The sequence below is a fragment of the Thiofilum sp. genome, assembly GCF_016711335.1.
Lineage (GTDB): Bacteria > Pseudomonadota > Gammaproteobacteria > Thiotrichales > Thiotrichaceae > Thiofilum.
The window spans coordinates 3692177-3715494 of the sequence record NZ_JADJTF010000001.1; the positions used below are offsets into that span (position 1 = coordinate 3692177).

Below are 23318 nucleotides of genomic sequence, written 5' to 3' on the forward strand. Positions count from 1 at the left end.
TTCAGCCTTTTTTATGAGCTTGTGGGAGTTGTTTAAGGTTGAATGTTGAGGTTGACGTCTACGCCAAAGTTGCGTCCTGTTTTAGTATCGGTGGCTAGGAGTAGGGCTTTATATTGTCCTACGGGAAGCTTAGCTACGTTGACTTCAAAGCGTTTTTGAGCACCAGGGTAGAGTCCACGGGTGTTGCCTTGGAGTAGTCCTACTCGTTGACCGTTGGCACGGAAGACTTCTAGGCTGACTTTGGTTTGAGCATGAAAGTTGCCAGAGTTTTTGATATTAATGCCAAATACTTTTTGGTTAGATTGATTTTTTTCAAGTTTAGGGGCAGAAAAATTTAGCTTAGGTTCACCTTTACCGATATGGGTACGAATTTGTATTTCATAACGTAGTTTTTGTTGAATTAAGAACTTAATCTTTCCTGGCTCTGATTGAATTTTAGATGGTAATAAAACAGGTAATACAGGATCAACATATATAGAACTCCAGTATGTTCCTGTCTTTACATTGTTGGGTGACTGTATTTTAAAGGTAATATTTTTCTTAGCTCGAGGCTCTAGTCTTAACTGGTTAATAGGTAATTTAATCCAAGCACGATTACTCCATACTCTACCTAAAGCATGATCATCTACTTTATCTTGCTGTATGATATTAAGAACTACAGGTCTTTTACCTAAGTTTTCGATATCGAAACTACCCAGGTGACTTTGATTAGTAGAGGTATCAAAATCATGCAATAGTTTTGTAACTAGAACCTCTGCATGAACCAAAGATGCATTAAAAGCCACAAAAATAATTAAGCAAAATATTTTAAGTGGGATACGTAAATTTAATAGAATCATAGTTCCTCAACAATATAATTGACCTGCCAAGTAACATCGCCGTGACCATCTCTTATATCAAGTGGGGACAGTTTGTATTGAATAGCCACATTAGTGACATCACCATCTCCACAAAAAAAGGTTACTGGCATCTCACTTAAAGGTAGATAAGAATCCCCACCATAAATCATATTACTATTACCGCTATCCACTCGTTTAACATAAATATTAGTATTAAGGTTTCTTTTTAAATAGGCTTTAACACGCCAGTCAGGTGAATTTGCTCCACACTCAGTTATAGAAGATGTAGAAGGTGTAGAGTTGCCAATAGTAATAGCTCCTAATATAGTACTTTCAGCTTCTAACAAATAGTATGAGCCTGCAAACTTTGGTCCAACATAAGAATTATTAATTGTTATATTTTTATAGCCACTATTAACTGCTAGTGTCGCCGCTGCCAGTGTTATGTTATTTGACAAGGACATTAACAAACAAATAAGTAGCCTATATCGCATTTTTGACTTCCTATAGAGATGGATCTACGTTAAAAGTAGATCCATGCTTTTATAAAACTTTATTATTCTAGGTTTTAATCATCGCTTAGAGTATAAGCAACTTCCACAACCTTATTAGTAGCATGAGCAGGGATATTTACGCCAGTTTCAGCATCGAACTGATAAGTGATTGCTAAATCCTTGGCTACAACATTACCTATGCCAGTGTAGAAAGTTTGACTGGTTGCTTGATTAGCAAAGGTATAAGGCGTCGAAAGACCGGCACCATCTACTGGACTATTGTAAGTATTAATTGTTGGTTTAGTTGGAGTAACTGTTAAAGCCCAACCAGGACCAAGACCACTAACTGTAGCCGCTAATGTTCTTTTATTTACAGAACTAAAATCAGTAGTATGTGCAATATTAGACGTAATATCATAATACCCTGTTGCTGCAGTTGGTCTAACCAAACCCAATCCTGCTGCTTTACCACTACTAGGGTCTGTAAAAGAAACCGTCAACGCATTAGCTCCACTATCATCCTCATCACCTGACGTAGTAGTACCACTAGCAGATTTAATATCAATTAAATAAACTTCACTAGCTGAAGTACTAATAGACTGACTATCACCTGCCGTATCAGCAAAAACCGGCGCAGTCAAAGTCGTAGCCACTAACCCCATCAACAACTTTTGTTTCATATTCATAACAAACTCCTTAGTATATAAAAACAAGTCAAAACAAAAACATTTAGCCCAGACTTGTCCCTAGAAACTTAATTAATAACGCTAACCACCCAAAGCCATTCATAAACCATACCTGTTTACTCAACATTAACTAGCTATGAACATGCCTTAGTCTAGAATCAAATCAAAACAAATTACAACCGAATCCCCATACAAAAATTAACTTATCTAAAATCAATTAAAATACCAAAAAACAAATAGTCGAATAGTAAAACTTTCACACCCCTCAACCTTGACTTCATTAAAAAAACCATATTATTCAAAGCTCTAAATAGAGCCAAACTAAAATCCTCGCCTACAAAAACACAAACGTCACACACTCCCAATAACTATGCAATAAAACATAAACTACCTAAATTTAAATAAAAACAAGTAGTAGAAAATAATGCCCCGTCAATGTGAAAATTTTCACATTGACTTCACCATAAAAAAATGCAGAGCAAACACATTAGGAAAAGTATAAAATTTGATCTTGACGAATTAAACGAGATAGTATGTGATTACATCATTCACTATGACAAAAGCGAGTTTGTCATCTTTATTACAGACCCCAACTTATTTATTTATGCCCCCAAAATCTAATAAACGCCCTAGACCTCAAAACGGTCAGTATTTACGTGAACTACGCGAGTCTAGACGTATGCGTCAAACCGAGTTTACTGAGGCCTTCAATAACTACCTCAAGCAAGCTATTCCAAACCTCAACACCTCGGATCTGCTCACCCAAAGCATGCTCTCCGACCTAGAGCTTGATAAAGCCGAACTCAGCATCACCCACTGGTTAGCACTCAGCCAATTCTTCTCTGCCCCCTCAGCAGAACTATTATCTAAGCGCTTGCAACACATTTACTACCAAGAGGTTTATACTGAAACCAGCGCTAAACACACTCACTTAGCAACTACCTTTAATGACCAACCCTCCACCTTTTTTAAAGTATGTAATTGGTTTCCTGCACGTCACTTTACCTGCTCAGAATGCTTTGCCAACCTATTAAAAGCCAAACCTAGCTCTCAAGAGCATATTGAGTTTTACCCATTAAGCAGTTTTATTGAGTTTTTATTTTCTCCGGTGGGAACCTATTCCAAGGCAGACAAAATCACTATTTTGCAACGCATGCTGCATTATTTTTCTATTAATATTTATCAGCGTTTATATTTTATTCCTAATACACAACAGCGTTTACGCGATGCCAGTATTCGCATTGATGCCTATCAAGGCAAAGTAAGCTTTTTATTACCCGTTGACCAACAAAACCTACGCTATATTCATATTAATAATAGAGGGTTAGCTCAAAGTCTACATAGTTATTATCAGAGCATAGATCGAATTAATGATACGCTCCATATCTTAGAAACCGCACAGCGTATCCTAGCCGAAGATACGCCCTTGCAAATGACAGCTATTAGAAGGTTTTATCAAGAATGTTCCACCACGCCCCATCATAAACAATGGATTCGTGAATGCTTTACACCAGAAATACAGGAGCTATTAGAAGAAACAGAGCCAATGGGCTAAATAGAAAAATATTCGATGATTTTTAGATAATTATGTATTTGATTTGTTTATAACCAGCGCTTCCAATGCAAAATCCATAATACCGCTATAGTAATTCCCATCATCCCTGCTAAAACCTCATAGAATCCAAAATGAGCGCCTGCTCCGGGAATATTTTCAAAATTCATACCGTAAATACCCGCTAATAAATTGAGCGGCAGAAAAATTACTGAAGCGATAGTCAATACACGGATAATTTCATTAGTACGTTGATTAGTGGCAGAGAAATAAATTTGGACTAGATTTTCTAAATCGTTTTGCAAGGTTTCAGTATCACGACTCACACGGGTGAAATGCTCTAATACATCCTTTAAACGCACTTCAATGCGCGAGTCTAACTCTAAACTGGTTTCATCCAAAAACGCATCTAAAGTCTCTTCTTGCGGCTCTACCGTACCCATCCGAAAATGGCGTAATTGACTACTCGCTTTTAATAGGGTTGTCCAATCATTAAAACGCGAGTCAGGGTTTAATAATTGCTTTTGCCAATGTTCTAGTTGCTGAGCAAAGGGAACACGCATATTTAAGTATTGGTCGGTGAACCAGCTTAGTAATGACCCTAATAAGCCCATCGCGGTTAAAGGCGCCCGTATCGGCAAGCCACGCAGCCATCGCGCCCGTGGAATATGGCAATCGGTTTTTAGTGAAGCATGTACACTCACTAACACCTTGCCGCTAATAAAAAAAACAATAGGTGAGGATTCAGCCTGAAAACTACCTAATTGCAGCGTAGTATGGGTTAAAGCGCGAAACACCAGCATTTCATAATCTTGCGTGGCGTCATAAAAAGGAGGATGTTGGGGATTTTGCGCATCTTGCACATGCTGCTCGTGCAAAGGAAAGCCTAGTAGTTTTTCGACTACCTTTTGCCAATCATTATCATGCGGGTACACATCGACCCATACCACGCCCTCTGACTCAATGGCCTGATCAACAGTCACCCCTTGGGCACGCATGGTATTAGGGTCAAAATGAATAATGTCCATGAGTACTCCAACGCTTTTTCTATTTAAGCCGTGTACTAATAAAAAAGCCCCTGAAGAACAGAGGCTTGAAATGGTGGGCCCAGTAGGACTCGAACCTACGACCAAGGGATTATGAGTCCCCTGCTCTAACCGACTGAGCTATAGGCCCAATAAGAGACTTAAACTGTCGTTACTACTTAGCGCTCACTACCACCTAAGTTAGTATTAATAGGAATATCACTGTATTCCAAGAAGCTGCGTAGCATATCTGATCGACTCGGATGACGCAACTTTCTGAGCGCTTTTGCTTCAATTTGACGAATCCGCTCACGCGTTACATCAAACTGCTTACCCACCTCTTCCAAAGTATGATCGGTATTCATATCAATACCAAAACGCATACGCAACACCTTGGCTTCACGAGAGGTCAGACTAGACAACACCTCATGCGTAATCTCCGATAAACTCGAAGCGGTCGCAGAATCTAAAGGCGACTGAATATTACCATCCTCAATAAAATCACCTAAATGCGAATCTTCGTCATCACCGATGGGCGTTTCCATTGAAATCGGTTCTTTAGCAATTTTGAGTACTTTGCGGATTTTGTCTTCCGGCATTTCCATCGCTACCGCCAACTCTTCTGGTGTCGGTTCACGCCCCATTTCTTGCAATAATTTACGTGAAATCCGGTTGAGCTTATTAATCGTCTCAATCATATGCACAGGGATACGAATCGTGCGTGCTTGGTCAGCAATAGAACGGGTAATCGCCTGACGAATCCACCACGTCGCATAGGTGGAAAACTTATAGCCACGGCGGTATTCAAACTTATCCACCGCTTTCATCAGACCAATATTGCCTTCTTGGATCAGATCTAAGAACTGCAAGCCACGGTTAGTATATTTTTTCGCAATAGAAATCACTAAACGCAGATTCGCCTCTACCATTTCCTTTTTAGCACGACGTGCCTTGGCTTCACCCACCGACATGCTACGGTTAATTTCTTTAATCTGGGCAACCGTTAAACTGCACTCTTCTTCAATATCGGCTAATTGCTTTTGAATATCGAGCGCTCGTGACTTTAATGAATTCAGACTCTCACTATATTTAGGATACTTAGCCACAAACTCATCGACCCAACTCATATTAGTTTCGTTTTGTGGGAACGAATCAATAAAGTCCTTACGCTGTACGCTCGCATGTTGCACGATCAACTTCATCATTGCCCGCTCATTGTGGCGAATGCGCTCCACGATACCATTAAGGCGTTGCGTCAATTGATCAATTACGGGTTGTGCTAGACGAAACTCCATAAACTTAGCCGCTAGCTCTTCACGCGCTTGTAAATACTCAGCTGCTTTAGCTTTGCTTTTACCTTTATTCAGCTCTTGAGAGCGCTCAAATAAGACCTGCAACTCGGCAAATTTAATCGCAGCTTCTTCGGGATCAGGTCCAGAATCCACCGGATCAGCGGCTGCTTCTACCTCTTCGTCTTCTTCTACTGCAACCACAGCATCCGCATCCGCTTCAGCCGCTGCCTCAGCCGCTAACTCATCATCAATAGCTGCAATCGGAAAAGGCGTAAGCTCCTCATCAGGATTGACAAACCCATTGATAATTTCGGTCAGACGCGTCTCCTCAGTCGCCACCTTGGAATACATATCCAAAAGTACTTCAGTGGAGGCGGGATATTGAGCGAGTGCCTTAAGGATTTCGTTTAAGCCCTCTTCAATACGGATAGCAATCTGAATCTCGCCTTCGCGTGTTAGTAGCTCTACTGTACCCATTTCACGCATATACATACGCACTGGATCAGTGGTGCGACCAAAGTCACCATCGATATTGGCTAAAGCAGCGGCGGCTTCTTCAGTGGCCTCATCGTCGGCTTGGACGGCTTCATCGTTTAAGAGCAGGGAATCGGCATCAGGTGCATGCTCATAAACGGTAATACCCATATCGTTGATCATGGCAACGATATCTTCAATCTGCTCAGGATCAACAATCGTATCAGGTAAGTGGTCATTGACTTCCGCATACGTCAGGAAGCCCTGCTCTTTACCCCGTGCGATTAACTCTTTTAATCCTGATTGTTGCTGTTCTGTTTGACTCATGCCCTGACTAACCTCAAAAATTGACGCGCGATTATAACACAAAACTCAAAAATGCAAGCCCCATCCGACGCAAGGTAGATAAACTATTTAACACGATGAATCTCAGCGAGCAATGAACTTAAATCGTGTTGTTCCTGTGCACTAAGCTCACTGGTTTGGGCACGATGCACTAATTGCTCTAGCTGACGCTCCATCCCTTGCCTTCTCACTTGATGCAGACTGTCAATAAACTCACGCTCTAATACTGCTAATTCTATGGGTGGATTGAGCCATGTAAGTGCCTTAGCGATTAATGACTCATGCTCGGTATTTCTTAACCGTTCTGCCAACCCTGCTGTTACTATATGGGGTTGCTCTTCAATGATTTCAACCAAAGTTAGTAATAAATCCATCCCAGGTATGGGAAATCGGACTAGCTGTTCAGGATTATCCATATATCTAATTAAACTAGGTTCATACAATAAACCAGCAATCACCAACCTTAACGGCGTGCGTTTAATACTCTGCTCGGTGTTTTTAACACTATGCGCGGGTCTTAAAGCTTGAGTCTGTTTGCCATTATCCGTAGCACTGGCATTAGAGCGCAAAAGCAGAGCGTGTTTTTGAGTTAATTTCCCCACCTCTGCTAATACCTGCCCCTTAAAAGCGCTTTCAGGTACTTTTTCAAGTAGATTTAAAGCAGCATGTTCCAAATGGGCACGCCCTTCCATAGTGGCAACATTAAATTGTGCTTTTAAATGGCTTAACAAATACTCTGATAAACCTAGTGCTTTAGCATATAACTCCTCAAAGGCTGTTGTGCCGATTTTACGCACTAAACTATCAGGATCATCTCCTTGGGGTAGAAATAAAAAGCGCACCTCTCGATCATCACGCAGTTCTGGTAAACAAGTCTCTAAAGCTCGCCACGCTGCTTGCTTCCCTGCTCTATCCCCATCAAAACAAAAAATAATTTCTGGTACGGTTTTAAATAAACGCTGAATATGCTCAGGTGTCGTCGCAGTGCCTAAAGTCGCTACCGCATAATTAATACCAAACTGAGCGAGGGCAATCACATCCATATAACCTTCTACTACTATTAAACGCTCTAATTGGCGAGTATGTTGACGTGCTTCAAAAAAACCATAAAGTTCACGCCCTTTATGAAACAAAGGCGTTTCAGGTGAGTTCAAATATTTAGGTGTTCCTTCTCCTAATACTCGTCCCCCAAAGCCAATCACCCGTCCACGCCGATCTCGAATGGGGAACATTAAACGCTCACGAAAACGGTCGTAATAACGCCCCTTATCATTTTTAATCTGTAGCCCCCCCTCTAATAAACGTGCTGTTTGATTCGGAAAGGCTTTACTCAAAATATCCCACCCTTCGGGTGCATATCCCAACTGAAAACGAGTGGTTATTTCTGTACTCAAACCCCGCAGCGCCAAATAGTCTTGAGCCTTGGACGCTTGGGGTAATTGGTGCTGGTAAAATTGGGCGACTTGCTCCATTAAGGTATAGGTATCTAACTGTGCTTTCGGTTGAGAAGGAGTGGTTTTAGTCCCTTCACTTTGCTCATAGGGCACATCCAAACCCTGTGAACGAGCCAGTAATTCAATCGCCTCTACATACTCTAGATTTTCATACTCCATTAAAAAGCTGATGGCACTACCATGCACCCCACAACCAAAGCAGTGATAAAACTGCTTATTAGGACTTACCGTAAATGAAGGGGTTTTTTCGCTATGAAACGGGCAACATGCCATGAACTCACGCCCATGCTTCTTGAGCGGTACACGATTATTAATGACATCCACAATGTCAACTTTAGCCAATAAATGATCGATGAATTCTTTAGGAATACGTCCTGCCATGCAAAATCACACCTAATGTTGTCAACCAAATAGCACTAAACGCCAAGTCGCGTTATTATCAGGGACGAGGACATCCTCCCTAAAAATCGAGACAAGGTGCTAGCCTTAACTTTGTCAATTGTTTCATAATAGCAACCCTTTTGTTGCCTGTAGGTTCCTATGAAATACGTTGATTTACCTGAAGCGCAGGGCCTCTACGACCCCGCGTATGAACATGATGCCTGCGGCATGGGCTTTGTAGCACACCTAAAAGGCAAAAAATCTCACACTATCGTTCAAGATGCACTGACTATTTTGGCTCATATGGAGCATCGCGGTGCACATGGCTGTGAAGAAAACACTGGCGATGGTGCTGGGATTATGCTCCAACTACCCCATGCCTTCTTTGCTGATGAAGCCAAGCGTCTAGGCTTTACTTTACCCGCTAGTGGCGACTATGCGGTTGGGATGATTTTCCTCTCTCAAGATACTTCTGCACGTAGTGATAGTGAAGCGACTTTTGCTCGCATTGTAAAGGAAGAAAATCTTGATCTGTTGGGGTGGCGTGATGTACCCACCTGTACAGCCACTATTGGCAAAACAGCGCTTGAAGCCATGCCTGTGATTCGGCAAGTTTTTATTGCTCGCCCCTCTACTATTCCAGCGGGCATAGCTTTTGAGCGCAAACTCTATGTGGTACGTAAACGCACACAAAATGTGGTAAATCAACCCAACATTCCAACCTCAAAACAAATTTATTTCAGTAGCCTGTCTTCTCGCACTATCGTGTATAAAGGCATGTTGACTACTGAGCAAGTACGTGAGTTTTTTCCAGATCTGTCTAATCCCTTAGTAGAATCTGCAATAGCTTTAATACATTCGCGCTTCTCCACCAATACTTTCCCTAGCTGGGATAGAGCGCATCCCAATCGTTACCTGATTCATAATGGTGAAATTAATACCATTCGCGGTAATGAAAACTGGATGAATGCGCGTGAAGCTCTCATTAAAACTGAGGTATTTGGAGTCGATGTCAAGGATATCTTCCCTATCGTTAACTCTAATGGCAGTGACTCGGCTCGCTTAGATAACACTTTAGAGTTTTTATACCTCGCTGGTTACTCCCTACCACACGCGATGATGATGTTGATACCAGAGCCTTGGTCGGGACATGAGAATATGTCGGTGGAGAAAAAGGCATTTTATCAATACCATAGTTGTTTAATGGAGCCTTGGGATGGTCCTGCTGCGATGTGCTTTACGGATGGTACACTGGTAGGCGCTACCTTAGATCGTAATGGTCTACGTCCCTCGCGTTATTATTTAACCAATGATGATTTAATCATTCTCGCCTCCGAGGTGGGGGTCTTAAATAGCCTAGATCAAAGCAAAGTTATTTCTAAGCAACGCCTCCAACCCGGACGGATGCTGATTGTTGATACTGCTAAAGGCGAGATAACCTCGGATGAAGATATTAAACATCAAATGGCATCTGCTAAACCTTATGGCGAGTGGCTGCAAGAAAATCTCATTGCCTTAGAAGACTTGCCTGAAGCTGAGGAAGTACCGGTTCCTGATCATGACACGCTGATTCAGCGTCAAAAGGCTTTTGGCTACACCTTTGAAGATATTCGTAAAGTCCTCGTACCCATGGCACGTGATGGTATTGATCCCTTAGGTGCAATGGGTTGCGACTCGCCTTTAGCCGTACTCTCTGATAAACCTCAGCCCCTGTTTAACTATTTTAAACAGCTATTTGCTCAGGTCACTAACCCACCGATTGATGCGATTCGAGAAGAGATTATTACATCGTCGCTCACCACTTTAGGTTCTGAAGGCGACATTACGCATCCAACAGCACAAAGTTGCCGCCAAATTCTGCTGCAAACGCCGATTTTGGATAATGCTGACCTCATGAAAATCAAGCAGGTGAATCGTGTCGGCTTTAAGTGTGTGACGCTGCCTATTTTATTTAAGGCAAGTGAAGGGCAAACAGGTCTAGAGCCAGCGCTAAGTGAACTATTTGCCGCAGCTGATCAAGCGATTGCAGGTGGGGCTAATATTCTAGTGCTATCAGATCGTGGGGTAGATGCTACGCATGCGCCTATTCCTTCACTGCTCGCTATTGCAGGTTTGCATCATCATTTAATCCGTCATGGTAATCGCCCTAAAGTGAGTTTGATTGTCGAGTCGGGCGAGCCGCGAGAAGTGCATCATTTTGCCACCCTGTTAGGTTATGGTGCTCAAGCGATTAATCCTTATACAGCTTTTGAGTCACTAGATGATTTAATTCGTGAAGGCTTAATGACTGGGTTGACCCATGAAGAAGCCGTTTACAAATATGTAAAAGCCGTGACTAAAGGCGTGATTAAAGTCATGTCTAAGATTGGTATCTCTACGGTTCAGTCTTATCGTGGTGCACAGATTTTTGAAGCCTTAGGGGTGCATAAATCAGTGATTGATCGCTACTTTACTGCTACTGCTTCACGTATTGGCGGTATCACCATGGAAGTGATCGCCGAGGAAACCTTACGTCGGCACAAGCATGCCTATGAGCATCACGATAGTGCGCTACGTACCTTAAACTCAGGCGGGGTATTCCAATGGCGTAGTGGCGAAGAGGAGCATCAGTACAATCCTGAAACGATTTATATGCTGCAAAAAGCTACCCGTGCTAATGACTACAACCTGTTCAAGCAATACACCGCTAAATTAAATGATGACCCTGAAGTTAAGTTTAATTTACGTAACCTGCTAGAGTTCAACTTTGCCGATCAGCCTATTCCCCTAGACGAAGTAGAACCTGTTGAGAATATCCTTAAGCGCTTTAAATCGGGTGCTATGTCTTATGGTTCCATTAGCCAAGAAGCTCATGAAGCGCTCGCTATTGCGATGAATCGTATTGGTGGCAAATCTAACTCTGGTGAGGGTGGCGAAGATCCACGGCGCTATATTCCTGATGCTAATGGTGATTCGCGCTCAAGCGCCATCAAACAGGTCGCCTCTGGGCGCTTTGGGGTGAGTAGTTATTACCTCAATAATGCTAAAGAGATTCAAATCAAGCTCGCTCAAGGGGCAAAACCGGGCGAAGGCGGACAGCTCCCCGGACGTAAAGTCTATCCTTGGGTGGCTGAAGCTCGCGGTACGACTCCGGGGGTGGGCTTAATTTCGCCACCACCGCATCATGATATTTATTCGATTGAGGATTTATCGCAACTGATCCACGATCTGAAAAATGCCAATAAGCGGGCGCGGATTAATGTCAAATTAGTCTCTGAGGTAGGTGTTGGTACGATTGCCGCTGGGGTAGCTAAAGGTAAAGCCGATGTTATTCTAGTCTCTGGCTACGATGGCGGTACAGGTGCATCGCCTAAAACCAGTTTGCAGCACGCTGGTTTACCTTGGGAATTAGGCTTGGCTGAAACCCATCAAACCCTGATGATTAATAATTTACGCAGTCGGGTACGTCTAGAAACCGATGGTAAATTAATGTCTGGACGCGATGTAGTGATTGCAGCCCTTTTAGGTGCGGAGGAGTATGGTTTTGCGACTATGCCTCTGGTGTCTTTGGGGTGCGTCATGATGCGGGTGTGCCATTTGGATACCTGCCCAGTCGGTATTGCGACACAAAACCCTGAACTACGTAAAAAGTATTCTGGTGATCCACAATACGTGGTGAATCTATTGACCTTTATCGCGCAAGAAATGCGTGAAATCATGGCAAAACTGGGCTTCCGTACTGTAGATGAAATGATCGGTCGTACCGATAAGCTCTATCAAGCCAATTATAAAGGTCATTGGAAAGCACAGAATCTTGACCTAAGCACGCTGCTCTATAGTCCTAAAGTGCCTGATTTAGATGGTATTTACTGTACTCGTGCTCAAGATCATGGTATTGACAAAACCTTAGATGAGCGTGAAATCCTTCCCGCCTGTGCAGCCGCTATTGAAAATGGTACACCCCTACAAGCTAGCTTCACGATCCATAATATTGATCGGGTAGTAGGTACGATTACGGGTGCGGAAATTACTCGCAAATATGGCGCAGAAGGTCTACCTGAAGACACCATTCGCTTAAAATTTGTGGGTTCAGCCGGTCAGAGTTTTGGCGCATTTGCTCCTAAAGGCATGACCTTAGAACTGGAAGGCGATGCGAATGACTACATTGGCAAGGGTTTATCCGGCGGTAAGATTATTGTTTACCCACCCAAAGAGGCTCAATATGCGGCTGAAAGCAATATTGTGATTGGCAATGTGGCTTTCTTTGGTGCGAACTCCGGTGAAGCCTTTATTAGCGGTGTAGCGGGTGAACGCTTCTGCGTGCGTAATTCTGGCGTCAATGTAGTAGTAGAAGGCACTGGTGATCATGCTTGTGAATATATGACCGGTGGTCGAGTCGTGGTATTAGGCACAGTAGGACGTAACTTTGGTGCGGGTATGTCAGGTGGTATTGCTTATGTGTATGACCCTACTGGTATTTTAGCCCTAAGTGGTAATCGTGAAATGGTGTCTTACAGCGCATTGAGCGAGGCAGACGACATCGCTTTTGTGAAAACCATGATCGAAAAGCATGTACTCCACACTGAAAGTACACGCGGTAGTCAACTGTTAAGTCACTGGGAACAAACCGTCACTCATTTTGTGCGGGTCATGCCTAACGATTACAAACGTATGCTAGACACCATTAAATCATTTGAGCAACAAGGTATTACGGGCCAAGAAGCGCTGTTAGCAGCATTCTATGCCAATAACAATGATGCTTCACGAGCAGGCGGCAACTAAGGAGTTTATTAATGGGCAAACCAACCGGTTTTATGGAGTTCAATCGGGAACTACCGGCTGATCGCGCGCCGCTCGAACGGATTAAAGACTGGCGCGAATTTCATCTACATTTTGATCAAGAAGCTCAAGCACGTACTCAAGGTGCACGCTGCATGGAGTGCGGTGTGCCCTTCTGCCAAACCGGGCGCTTATTGCCCGGAGGGGCGAGTGGTTGTCCGGTGAATAATCTCATTCCTGAGTGGAATGATATGATTTATCAGGGCTTATGGCGTGAGGCGTATGAACGTCTACGCATGACCAATAACTTCCCTGAGTTTACAGGGCGGGTCTGTCCCGCGCCTTGTGAAGGGTCATGTACCCTAGGCTTACATGAGCCAGCGGTCACGATTAAACTCAATGAAGTCACAATCATTGACAAAGCCTTTGAAGAGGGTTGGGTTCAACCTCAGCCCCCAGAAACCCGTACTGGAAAAAAGGTGGCAGTGGTAGGCTCTGGGCCTGCGGGCTTGGCTTGTGCCGATCAACTAAATAAAGCAGGTCACACTGTTACCGTATTTGAGCGGGCTGATCGTATTGGGGGCTTACTCATGTACGGCATTCCCAATATGAAGCTAGATAAGGTTGATGTAGTACAGCGCCGTGTTGACCTCATGGCAGCCGAAGGGATTGAGTTCCGCACCGGTATTGAAGTAGGCAAGGATGTCACTACTGAACAATTACAAGCCGAGTACGATGCCATTGTATTGTGTGGTGGCGCGACTCAAGGGCGTGATTTACCTGTTCCGGGGCGTGAATTAAAGGGTGTGTATTTGGCGATGGAGTTCCTCACCAAAAATACACGCAGCCTATTGGATTCTAGCCTGCAAGATGGTGCTTATATTTCGGCGGCTGGTAAGGATGTAATTGTTATTGGCGGTGGTGATACTGGAACAGACTGTGTAGCGACCTCGGTACGTCATGGTTGTAATTCGGTAACTCAATTAGAAATCATGCCACGCCTACCCGATCAACGTGCTCCTACTAATCCTTGGCCGGAGTGGCCTATGGTCTACAAAGTAGATTATGGTCAAGAAGAAGCGGCTGCGGTATTTGGTGCTGATCCACGTAGCTACTTAGTCTCCACTAAACGCTTTATAGGTGACGAACAAGGCAATCTTAAAGCCATTCAAACCGTCGAAGTGAAGTGGGAAAAAGGGGCTGATGGACGCATGAATCTGGTTGAGGTTGAAGGCACTTTACAAGAGCGCCCTGCTCAATTAGTACTGTTAGCTATGGGTTTCACCGGCCCTGAAAAAACCTTAATTGAGGGTTTAAAACTCGACACTGACCCACGGGGTAATGTTAAAGCCACTGAAGGCATTTACGCTACTAATGTTGCAGGTGTATTTGCTGCTGGTGATATGCGTCGTGGTCAAAGTTTAGTGGTGTGGGCTATTCGTGAAGGTCGTCAAGCCGCACGCGAATGTGACCGTTATTTAATGGGCACGACCTCTTTACCGTAAGCTATGCCTCACTTTTAAGGCTAACTCTCACTGAGTTAGCCTTAGATTATTCGGTAGAGTGGGCAGCACACCACTCAGTTCTAATTGAAAGTACACTCCAATACAAGCCAACATCACCAATAAGGGTATACCTAATAAACCGACCGCTTGCCACAGCATGAGATTCCAATAGCCTCGACTCGCGGTACGATACGCCCAATAGGTTAAAATCGCTGTCAAAACAATAGCAAAGGCTCCTAAGCCTAAAATCACCAGTATTAACCAATCCAACTGATCACGGTAGCCATTCCACACCAACTGCGCCATACGGAAAGTACCGAAGGTCAATATATATCCGGGTATTAACAGGGTTAGCCAACTTAACCAAAACATGATTTGTTGCCAACGCTGATAAGCTGATACCGCTTCTATTCCCATAGCAATCTCCCTATTTCCGACCAACAGACTATAAACTGTTATAACCCGATTATGGCATTAAGTACCTCAAGATCAGAGGTGCTGGCATAAAGCCTAAGACGGATGGTGCAAACGCTTAAGGGATATGCAAAGGCTGCATAAGCACCCGCCAATCTTTTAAAAATTGGGCTTTCTTCATCCGATCTTGATAAATCAATAGGGCTGGGCTTAAACGAATTAAACGCAAAGGCCCTTGAGCGCTCGCTTGCAGACTACTAAAAGTTTGTTTACCGCTGACTTGCGGATGGATGGGACTTAAAAATGAGCGTTGGGCTAAGATATTCTGCCCCCTTAGCGATAACAGATACTCCATAAACGCATGAGCCACCTCAGCATGAGGTGCACGTTTAGAAATAAACGCTACCCGCGACATCACCAAGGTATAATCACTAGGCAATACATAAGCCAGCTCAGTATGCTGCTGTATCCACGTTTCTAAATACGAACCTAATACATTATAAGCAATCAACAACTCGCCTTTGACTAGGGCATTCAGCATGTCAGCGGTCTGGTCATACAGTTTACTTTGTACCCGACTGAGACTTTCAGTCAAACGCCCCCAAGTGCTAGCCTGCTCGGCATCTTGACTAGCAAATAAATAACCCAAGCCACTACTCGCAATATCATAAGTACCTACCTTTAAATAAAAGCGATTAGGGTCAGAACGTAATAAATTAATGAGTTCAAAGCGGTTGATAGGCACTTCTTCGGGTTTAATCAGCTTGCGGTTATAGACAATTACCGCTGGTTCATAGGTAAAACCAAAAGCTTGTTGACGCCAGCTCGCCCATTGTGGCCAATCGGCGGGCATTGGCTGCTCGTGCGTGGCTGCATAGCCATCATTCACCAGCTTTACTTGCAAATCCATAGCCGAGCTAATGACTACATCAGGGCTAGTATGGGCTTGATATTGCGTCCGAAAATGCTCATATACCGCAACTGTATAACGTTCGTCGTAAATCACGCTGATGTTAGGATAAAGCTGTTGGAAGTCTAGTATTAAGGGTTCTAACACGGTTTTATCAGTAGCCGATAAGAGCAGTAGGCGTTGCTGCTCACCTTGGAGCGCCGGATACTCCGTAATAGCCGCTAACACATTAGACCCCCCCAGCACCAACGCTATCACCACTAGCCGAGCTATACCTTTTAAATACGCTTTAACCATATTTGTGCGGCTAAACCGCCTCCTTGTGCTGTCGTTAATACCAACTCGCCTCCCATTTGACGCACGATTTGATCGACAATCGCTAGCCCTAAACCACTGCCTTTGGTTTTATTAAATTCACCCCGCCCAAAGCGCGTCATCACTTGTGCAATTTGTTCCGGCGTTAAACCCTGCCCAAAATCACGTACTTGTAACATCACCAGTGCCGTATTTTCAGGGATAGGCTCAATACTTACTATCAGCTCAGCACGGGTACTATTGAGCTGACCATACTTCAGGGCATTATCGACTAAATTACGCAGCACCTCTCGAATCGCTTCAGGATCAGCTAATACCTGTACCTCCCCTACATGATTGTCAAAATTAAGCTCTACCCCTTGACGCATAGCAATGGCTGCTAAATTGGCTAGCTCATTAACCACACACTGCTCTAATACGATGCGTTCTGGGCTTAAAACATCGGCTCGATGCGCTAAGGTGGCATAGCTCAATAATTGATTAATACGATTAGTGGTTTCTTTGGCATTACGGCGAATACGCTCAGCACGGTCTTTAAATAAAGCACTATCGGTTTCATCCGCCGCTAATTCTGCTTGCGCCTGTAAACTGGCTAAAGGAGTGCGTAACTGATGTGCGGCTTCGGCAATAAAGGCATGATTACGATCTTGATTACGTTGCAGACGTGCCATGAAGTGATTAATCGCTGCGACTAAAGGCGCCGCCTCACGCGGTACTTTGATTAATAAGGGACTCAAATCGGTTGATTGACGCTGAGCAAGTGCTTGCTGCACACGCATTAATGGAGCTAGCGACCAACGTGCGGCTAACCAAACAAAAAACCAGCCAATCACACTTAATCCAATCATATCGGCAATTGCTCGCCACACCATATCATGCTCTAAGGCAGAACGCGCTAAGCGGCTTTGACCTAATTGAAACCACACCCATTCATGCGTTTTAGAGTCAATCAATAAGCGCCGCATCACAATAAAGCGAAACGGCTCACCATCATAATCCAGAGTAAAAAAGAAAGGCTCATTGGTATTACTCGGAATAGGATCAGGCAGTGGTAAGGCGTCATATCCGGTGAGCAAAGTCTGATCTTCACGCATCAGGCGATAGACCACCCGATCATGTTCCGACAAGGACAACATATCAAAGGTGGCATAGGGCAAATCAAAATTAATGTGATCTTCAATCACACTCAGGCGCTCTAAAGCCGCTAATGCAGCACTAGCTAATAACTTGTCATACACTTGATCAGCAGCGCGACGCGCAAAACTTTCGGCTGCCCACAGCAAAGTACCTCCACCTAATACCAGTACTAAAGCAAATAACACAATGAGACGTAACCGCAGAGAGCTAGTATAAGTAGTTAAGCTTTGCAACCAACGCTTAATCATTTAACACCGCGATATAACCCAAGCCACGTAGTGTTTGAATCGTGAGTCGACTCTCCGCTAACTTTTTGCGTAAACGGGCGACATATAGCTCAATAGCATTATCACTTAGTTCTTCATTAAAAGAGGCTAACTGGTCTGCAATGTGATTTTTACTTAAGGTGCGCCCTAGATTATTTAAAAAAACCTCTAGGAGACATAATTCGCGCTTAGGTAACTCAATTTCTACTTGATTAATCAGTACTTTAGCCGCAGCTCGGTCATAGCTTAAATTACCGTATTGCGACACGCTGCTCACCTCCCCACTGTTACGGCGTATGAGAGCACGACAGCGTGCTGATAACTCACGTAAATCAACTGGCTTCACTAAATAATCATCCGCCCCTATATCCAATACCTGTACTCGATCATCAATACTCGACCGCGCCGTCAACACTAATACCGGGGTTTTATACTTAGCAGCACGCCAATAACGCAATAGGCTAATACCGTCGAGATTGGGTAAACCTAAATCTAAAATTACCAAAGCATAATCTAAAATACTCAAACTATGAGCCGCCTTTAAACCATCATTGATCCAATCGACTACATGCCCATCAGTATGGAGGCGTTGTTGGATGGCTTCGGCTAGATCTGGGGTATCTTCAACTAATAGGATGCGCATGCTACCGCTACTTAGTGAATCAAATCAGCAGTTTTAAGCACGCGTTAGGGATTGTCAATGCAAAAAAGCGCCCCTGAGAGAGCGCTTTTTTGCCACTACTGGCAGTGAAAGGCTTTAAGCGTTTTTTATAGTTATGATGCGTCTCCGGTAATATCGGGGCGATCATCACGTCCTATGATGCGATAAATAATGCCTCCTAATGCAGCACCCACAATAGGAGCCACCCAAAACAGCCATAATTGCTGAAGCGCTACCCCACCTACCACTAAAGCAGGTCCAGTACTGCGAGCTGGATTTACTGAGGTATTGGTGACAGGAATACTGATTAAATGGATTAAAGTGAGTCCTAAACCAATGGCGAGGGGAGCAAACCCTGCCGGAGCACGCCCATCGGTCGCCCCTAAAATGATAATTAAGAACATGCCGGTCATCACCACTTCGGTTAAGAAACCGGACATCATGCTGTATTTGCCCGGAGACGCATCCCCGTAGCCATTAGAGGCCAAACCACCAGCAATCACATCCGCACCGGGCTTGCCGCTGGCAATCATATATAGAATCACAGCACCTACAATGGCTCCAGCAACTTGAGCAATGATATAGGGTAATAAATCGCGTGCTGGAAAACGTCCGCCTACAAACAAACCTATTGATACGGCTGGATTTAAATGACAGCCTGAAATATGACCAATCGCATAAGCCATAGTGACTACCGTTAAACCAAAGGCGAATGACACCCCTAATAGTCCAATCCCCACATCCGGGAAAGCGGCAGCTAATACAGCGCTACCACAACCACCCAAGACGAGCCAAAACGTACCGATAAACTCGGCTAACAACCGATTAATTAGATTCATATAATATCCCTATTGTACAATTTCAATATCAGTCCTGATACTTAACCACACGGAGCCTGTTAATCACACCCCTGTAATCGACTACTCTTATCCGCTGGTAATAACCCAGTTCGATAAGACAGCGCCTAGAGTATAGAATAAATTTTAATCCTTATGCTTACCTATTTTTATACTTTTTATTAATAAATCGATTGATTAATAAATTATGATAGCTATTATATTAATATCTACACTCAAAAACTAAAATAATAATGCTTGGACATTAACGATGCTGAAAACTATTAAAATTACACCGCTCATTACTTATGATTTCGCTCTGGAATTAACACGTAATAATATGCAGTTTTATTATAAAAAACATAAGATTGAATGGGAAAATGCGTGCTATGCGCAAAACTGGCAGAAATCTGAAAACCTAGGTATCTATCAAGAGCAGCGCTGTGTCGGAGTCATTCGCTTAGAGCAGGATGCTCATGCCTGTTACCTAGCCGACCTACAACTCTTACCAGAAGTGCAAGGACAAGGCATTGGTAGCCATGCATTAGACTATATTAGGCAACTCGCCCAAGTGCGCCAAAAACAGTTGATGAGTTTAGTCGTCTTTTTGGATAATCCCGCTATTAACTTATATCGTCGTAATGGTTTTGAAATTATGCAGCGGAATGAAATCTTAGCCCGCATGGAATGCAACTTAACGCTTAATACTCAAAAGATCTAAACCAATAGTATAGCTATTTAGTAATTTTTTATAAAACTCAATCACTGATTTTTTAATAATGGCTTATTATTGAAAGTGCTTGTTATTTGATAATATTATAAAGCCAAATCAGATACTTGCAAGGTACCCGCTTGCTCTTGTAATACACTAAGATAATCTCTTAATAGTTTACCAGATGGTAAAATCAAATCAGGATTTAAATCTATTAAGGGAAACACCACAAATGCACGCTCTGTTAAATAAGGATGCGGAATAATAAGTTGGGGAGTAGTTATGATTAGCTGATCATAAAGCAATACATCTAAATCTAAAGTACGCGCTCCCCAATGCACTTGCTTTTCACGTTCACGCCCATGCAGTTGTTCAATCGTGAATAATAAAGTCAGTACTGCCTGCGGAGTAAGAGGGGTATGAAAACAAGCAGCGGCGTTCCAATAATCGGGCTGATCTTGTGGCCCTATGGGTTTAGAGCGATATAAACGTGATACTTGCAGATGGTGAATGGCGGGATGTGAGCGCAAAGTAGCTAGAGCTGAGCGCAAGGTAGTAATGGAATCTCCTAAATTACTACCTAAGCCAATATAAACTAAAGGCTGCCTCATAGACATAACAAATTAATGCCGCCGCCGACGCCGATTATTGCGCGTCCGTGAACGATCTGGCTTTTCGCATAAAGCCACGCGTGCTTCCCCTTCTGCTTCTTGGAAGGCCGTCCACCACGCACAATCTTCTGCTACTGGCTCACCTGCCTGCGCTCTTAAGCATAAGAAATCATAAGCAGCACGGAAGCGATTATTATGCAACAACGCACTAGCACGTCTGAGATCACGCACTTTGAAGCGTAATTGCAGTCCCCAAATCTCGCGGGTGATATTACTAAAGCGCCGTGGGATAGCCGTGAAATCGACTTGTTCATTCAGTACTTCACTGGCAGCAATTTGCATCGCTTGAATTTCAGGATAGCCTTCGTCTTGAATTTGCAATGCTAAGGTACTGACCTTATACCAGAGTAATACCGCGTATAAAAAAGGCGGCATCACCGACAGCCCCGATCTCACACGACGGTCAGTATTGGTCAGTGATATTTCTAATAAACGCGCAAATACACCCGTGCTATCTTCATATAAGCTATCATCGGTAACCGGCAATAAGAACGGTAAAATGTCATATTCGCGTAAGAGTTCAAAGGTGCGCTTGCCCGAACCGCTGTGTAGCATTTTGAGGATTTCATCAAACAAACGCGCAGCCGCTACCCCATCTAATAGCGGAGCCATAGGCAAAATTAAATCACGGGTTTCCGGCGCAATCTCAAACTCTAATTTAGCCGCAAAACGCACGGCTCGCAGCATTCTAACCGGATCTTCACGGAAGCGACTTTCAGGATCACCAATGAGACGAATACGACGCTCTTGCAGGTCTTTTAAGCCACCCACATAATCCAAAATTTCATTTTGAATAGGATCGTAAAATAATGCATTGATAGTGAAATCACGCCGCCACACATCTTCTTCTAGCGTGCCGTAGACATTATCGTAGGTTATACGTCCATCATCATTGACTTGGCCCTGCCCTTCATTACCGCTGTCATGGGGAGCGCGGAAAGTGGCTACCTCAATATAATCGCGTCCAAAATATATGTGGGCTAAACGAAAACGGCGACCAATTAAACGACACGAGGAAAATAGACGCCTCACCTGCTCAGGATGCGCACTGGTGGCAATATCAAAGTCTTTTGGCGTTTCTCCTAATAATAAGTCACGCACACAACCACCCACCAAATACGCTTGGTGACCAGCCTGCTGTAACCTTTGCACCACCTCGAAAGAGCGCTTACAAATTTTATCGGAGCTAATGGGGTGTAACGAAGCAGGCAATTCCATGGTTTGCTCTATCATTACATCCTCTTCTACTAATGGTTCGTTATGATCTGTCACTTAAAAACAACATCGACAGGTTGAAATGGGCAATCTTACCACTATGTTGCCTCGACACCTAGAGGGAATCGCTAGTTAAAATCGCCTTAGCCATCACAATTGCGTCTTCGCGCCCCATAGCAGCCTGATAGTAACGTTTACGTAGACCAATCTCATTAAAACCTTGTTGCTGATATAAACGCAGTGCCGCTTTATTCGACGGACGGACCTCTAAAAAACAATGGCTCATACCGCGCGTTTGACCTAAGGTTTCGATGGTATTGATTAATGCTGCACCCAAACCTTGTCTTTGATAGTCGGGGTCAACACAAATATTTAAAATACTGAGTTCGTCTAGGACTAACATTAATACAGTATAAGCAATAATCTGATGGTCTTGCTCATAAACCCAACAGTCATAGTTATGTTTCAAGCAATCCTTAAAATTACTCAATGACCAAGGATAAGGATAGGCACGCTCCTCAATAGCCATAATAGTCGGGAGGTCGCTTTCCCACATAGGACGTAGTGCTAAAGGATGAGTCATTACCATGTAGATGCTAGTTGTTGAGCCATTTGCAAATCTTGCCAAGCTTTACGTTTATCAATAGGTTTACGCAATAAATAAGCGGGGTGATAAGTCACTACCACAGGTGTTTTAGTATTAGGCAAAGCATGCACTTGCCCGCGTAAACGTGCCAATGGAGCTTCTGTATTGAGTAAATGCTGAGCTGCAATCCGTCCCACTACCAAAATTAATTTGGGTTTTATTAACTCAATCTGGCGCTCTAAATAACCACGACATAAAGTCACTTCTTCAACCGAAGGATCACGATTATTGGGTGGACGACATTTAAGCATATTCAAAATGTATACTTGCTCACGCCCTAAACCAATTGCGGCTAGCATACTGGTTAACAGTCGCCCTGCTCGCCCTACAAATGGCTCACCTTGACGATCTTCATCCGCCCCCGGAGCCTCACCCACTATCATCCAATTGGCTTGCAGATTACCTGTACCGAATACGGTTTTAGTGCGTGTTTTTGCTAAACTACAACGTGTGCAGGTACTCACTACCTGCTTTAATTCAGCCCAATCCATATGCGCACAAGATAGAATCGGTGCGCTAGTGACCGCTGGAACAATGGTTTTAGGTGGAATAGGTGTAACACGCTCCTCAGCCATAGCCGCTATATGTAGCGACTCTGGCTGAGGAGTATGCGTTCTAATAGGCTCATTGTCTGTGGCAAACGCTGCTGGCAACACCATTTCTGCTTTGGGCCTCCACACCGGAATACCCATCGCAGTTAAATAACGGCTTTGCTCAGCAGCATTCATCG

19 protein-coding genes and 1 tRNA gene are annotated in these 23318 nt (G+C 43.7%); 4 read left to right on the forward strand and 16 right to left on the reverse strand.

The window, feature by feature from the left end:
• Window positions 1-32: 32 nt before the first annotated feature.
• The 3 genes from IPL34_RS17275 to IPL34_RS17285 form a co-directional block, all read right to left on the reverse strand.
• Window positions 33-839 (reverse strand): hypothetical protein, encoded by an 807-nt coding sequence (locus IPL34_RS17275; protein ID WP_296842742.1) that lies wholly within the window; start codon window positions 837-839, stop codon window positions 33-35.
• On the reverse strand, window positions 836-1333 hold the full coding sequence (locus tag IPL34_RS17280) for a hypothetical protein (protein WP_296842743.1): 498 nt from the start codon (window positions 1331-1333) through the stop codon (window positions 836-838). The genes IPL34_RS17275 and IPL34_RS17280 overlap by 4 nt, the downstream gene beginning before the upstream one ends.
• Before the next feature lie 74 nt (window positions 1334-1407).
• A complete protein-coding gene (locus tag IPL34_RS17285) occupies window positions 1408-2019 on the reverse strand; it encodes a hypothetical protein (RefSeq protein ID WP_296842744.1) in 612 nt (203 codons plus the stop codon).
• 535 nt (window positions 2020-2554) lie between these two features.
• Here IPL34_RS17285 and IPL34_RS17290 point away from each other — a divergent pair.
• Entirely contained in the window at window positions 2555-3574 is a 1020-nt protein-coding gene (locus IPL34_RS17290; protein ID WP_296842745.1) for a helix-turn-helix transcriptional regulator, read from the forward strand.
• A gap of 47 nt (window positions 3575-3621) precedes the next feature.
• On the opposite strand, the gene IPL34_RS17295 is transcribed toward IPL34_RS17290, so the two are convergent.
• The 4 genes from IPL34_RS17295 to dnaG form a co-directional block, all read right to left on the reverse strand.
• Window positions 3622-4599, reverse strand: a complete 978-nt coding sequence (locus tag IPL34_RS17295) for a magnesium transporter CorA family protein (RefSeq protein WP_296842746.1) — start codon at window positions 4597-4599, stop codon at window positions 3622-3624.
• A gap of 71 nt (window positions 4600-4670) precedes the next feature.
• Window positions 4671-4747, reverse strand: a tRNA-Ile gene (locus IPL34_RS17300).
• 28 nt (window positions 4748-4775) lie between these two features.
• Entirely contained in the window at window positions 4776-6689 is a 1914-nt protein-coding gene (rpoD, locus tag IPL34_RS17305; protein ID WP_296842747.1) for an RNA polymerase sigma factor RpoD, read from the reverse strand.
• A gap of 83 nt (window positions 6690-6772) precedes the next feature.
• Complete coding sequence (dnaG, locus tag IPL34_RS17310; RefSeq protein WP_296842748.1) at window positions 6773-8542, reverse strand: DNA primase; 1770 nt, start codon at window positions 8540-8542, stop codon at window positions 6773-6775.
• Between the two features lie 159 nt (window positions 8543-8701).
• Between dnaG and gltB the strand changes: the two genes are divergently transcribed.
• Together gltB and IPL34_RS17320 are read left to right on the forward strand one after the other, a co-directional pair.
• Complete coding sequence (gene gltB, locus IPL34_RS17315) at window positions 8702-13303, forward strand: glutamate synthase large subunit (protein ID WP_296842749.1); 4602 nt, start codon at window positions 8702-8704, stop codon at window positions 13301-13303.
• 11 nt (window positions 13304-13314) lie between these two features.
• Window positions 13315-14805: a glutamate synthase subunit beta gene (locus tag IPL34_RS17320; protein WP_296842750.1), complete on the forward strand. Its 1491-nt coding sequence runs from the start codon at window positions 13315-13317 to the stop codon at window positions 14803-14805.
• 27 nt (window positions 14806-14832) lie between these two features.
• On the opposite strand, the gene IPL34_RS17325 is transcribed toward IPL34_RS17320, so the two are convergent.
• The 5 genes from IPL34_RS17325 to aqpZ all read right to left on the reverse strand — a co-directional run bounded on the left by IPL34_RS17325 (window position 14833) and on the right by aqpZ (window position 19347).
• Window positions 14833-15222, reverse strand: a complete 390-nt coding sequence (locus tag IPL34_RS17325) for a hypothetical protein (RefSeq protein WP_296842751.1) — start codon at window positions 15220-15222, stop codon at window positions 14833-14835.
• A 115-nt stretch (window positions 15223-15337) separates the two neighbouring features.
• A complete protein-coding gene (locus IPL34_RS17330) occupies window positions 15338-16426 on the reverse strand; it encodes an ABC transporter substrate-binding protein (protein ID WP_296842752.1) in 1089 nt (362 codons plus the stop codon).
• On the reverse strand, window positions 16408-17829 hold the full coding sequence (locus IPL34_RS17335) for a sensor histidine kinase (RefSeq protein ID WP_296842753.1): 1422 nt from the start codon (window positions 17827-17829) through the stop codon (window positions 16408-16410). Before IPL34_RS17335 ends, IPL34_RS17330 begins: the two co-directional genes overlap by 19 nt.
• Complete coding sequence (locus IPL34_RS17340; protein ID WP_296842754.1) at window positions 17822-18490, reverse strand: response regulator transcription factor; 669 nt, start codon at window positions 18488-18490, stop codon at window positions 17822-17824. The genes IPL34_RS17335 and IPL34_RS17340 overlap by 8 nt, the downstream gene beginning before the upstream one ends.
• 131 nt (window positions 18491-18621) lie before the next feature.
• Window positions 18622-19347, reverse strand: coding sequence for an aquaporin Z (gene aqpZ, locus IPL34_RS17345; protein WP_296842755.1), 726 nt, complete (start codon window positions 19345-19347; stop codon window positions 18622-18624).
• Between the two features lie 268 nt (window positions 19348-19615).
• Between aqpZ and IPL34_RS17350 the strand changes: the two genes are divergently transcribed.
• Window positions 19616-20065, forward strand: a complete 450-nt coding sequence (locus IPL34_RS17350) for an N-acetyltransferase (protein ID WP_296842756.1) — start codon at window positions 19616-19618, stop codon at window positions 20063-20065.
• A 95-nt stretch (window positions 20066-20160) separates the two neighbouring features.
• Here the strand turns inward: IPL34_RS17350 and folK are convergent, their stop codons facing one another.
• From folK to IPL34_RS17370, 4 genes are all read right to left on the reverse strand, one after another.
• Complete coding sequence (gene folK / locus IPL34_RS17355; RefSeq protein WP_296842757.1) at window positions 20161-20667, reverse strand: 2-amino-4-hydroxy-6-hydroxymethyldihydropteridine diphosphokinase; 507 nt, start codon at window positions 20665-20667, stop codon at window positions 20161-20163.
• 12 nt (window positions 20668-20679) lie between these two features.
• Window positions 20680-21960, reverse strand: a complete 1281-nt coding sequence (gene pcnB, locus IPL34_RS17360) for a polynucleotide adenylyltransferase PcnB (protein ID WP_296842758.1) — start codon at window positions 21958-21960, stop codon at window positions 20680-20682.
• Between the two features lie 97 nt (window positions 21961-22057).
• A complete protein-coding gene (gene rimI, locus IPL34_RS17365; RefSeq protein ID WP_296842759.1) occupies window positions 22058-22525 on the reverse strand; it encodes a ribosomal protein S18-alanine N-acetyltransferase in 468 nt (155 codons plus the stop codon).
• Complete coding sequence (locus tag IPL34_RS17370) at window positions 22525-23316, reverse strand: uracil-DNA glycosylase (protein WP_296842760.1); 792 nt, start codon at window positions 23314-23316, stop codon at window positions 22525-22527. The genes rimI and IPL34_RS17370 overlap by 1 nt, the downstream gene beginning before the upstream one ends.
• Window positions 23317-23318: the final 2 nt, after the last annotated feature.

Excerpts from the sequence above, each read along its gene's own strand:
- IPL34_RS17350 (WP_296842756.1), top strand. The coding sequence starts at position 19,616 with ATGCTGAAAACTATTAAAATTACACCGCTCATTACTTATGATTTCGCT.
- IPL34_RS17330 (WP_296842752.1), bottom strand. The coding sequence starts at position 16,426 with ATGGTTAAAGCGTATTTAAAAGGTATAGCTCGGCTAGTGGTGATAGCG.
- IPL34_RS17295 (WP_296842746.1), bottom strand. The coding sequence starts at position 4,599 with ATGGACATTATTCATTTTGACCCTAATACCATGCGTGCCCAAGGGGTG.
- IPL34_RS17325 (WP_296842751.1), bottom strand. The coding sequence starts at position 15,222 with ATGGGAATAGAAGCGGTATCAGCTTATCAGCGTTGGCAACAAATCATG.
- IPL34_RS17335 (WP_296842753.1), bottom strand. The coding sequence starts at position 17,829 with ATGATTAAGCGTTGGTTGCAAAGCTTAACTACTTATACTAGCTCTCTG.
- dnaG (WP_296842748.1), bottom strand. The coding sequence starts at position 8,542 with ATGGCAGGACGTATTCCTAAAGAATTCATCGATCATTTATTGGCTAAA.
- IPL34_RS17370 (WP_296842760.1), bottom strand. The coding sequence starts at position 23,316 with ATGAATGCTGCTGAGCAAAGCCGTTATTTAACTGCGATGGGTATTCCG.
- pcnB (WP_296842758.1), bottom strand. The coding sequence starts at position 21,960 with ATGATAGAGCAAACCATGGAATTGCCTGCTTCGTTACACCCCATTAGC.
- folK (WP_296842757.1), bottom strand. The coding sequence starts at position 20,667 with ATGAGGCAGCCTTTAGTTTATATTGGCTTAGGTAGTAATTTAGGAGAT.
- rpoD (WP_296842747.1), bottom strand. The coding sequence starts at position 6,689 with ATGAGTCAAACAGAACAGCAACAATCAGGATTAAAAGAGTTAATCGCA.
- gltB (WP_296842749.1), top strand. The coding sequence starts at position 8,702 with ATGAAATACGTTGATTTACCTGAAGCGCAGGGCCTCTACGACCCCGCG.
- IPL34_RS17340 (WP_296842754.1), bottom strand. The coding sequence starts at position 18,490 with ATGCGCATCCTATTAGTTGAAGATACCCCAGATCTAGCCGAAGCCATC.
- IPL34_RS17275 (WP_296842742.1), bottom strand. The coding sequence starts at position 839 with ATGATTCTATTAAATTTACGTATCCCACTTAAAATATTTTGCTTAATT.
- aqpZ (WP_296842755.1), bottom strand. The coding sequence starts at position 19,347 with ATGAATCTAATTAATCGGTTGTTAGCCGAGTTTATCGGTACGTTTTGG.
- IPL34_RS17285 (WP_296842744.1), bottom strand. The coding sequence starts at position 2,019 with ATGAATATGAAACAAAAGTTGTTGATGGGGTTAGTGGCTACGACTTTG.
- rimI (WP_296842759.1), bottom strand. The coding sequence starts at position 22,525 with ATGACTCATCCTTTAGCACTACGTCCTATGTGGGAAAGCGACCTCCCG.
- IPL34_RS17320 (WP_296842750.1), top strand. The coding sequence starts at position 13,315 with ATGGGCAAACCAACCGGTTTTATGGAGTTCAATCGGGAACTACCGGCT.
- IPL34_RS17280 (WP_296842743.1), bottom strand. The coding sequence starts at position 1,333 with ATGCGATATAGGCTACTTATTTGTTTGTTAATGTCCTTGTCAAATAAC.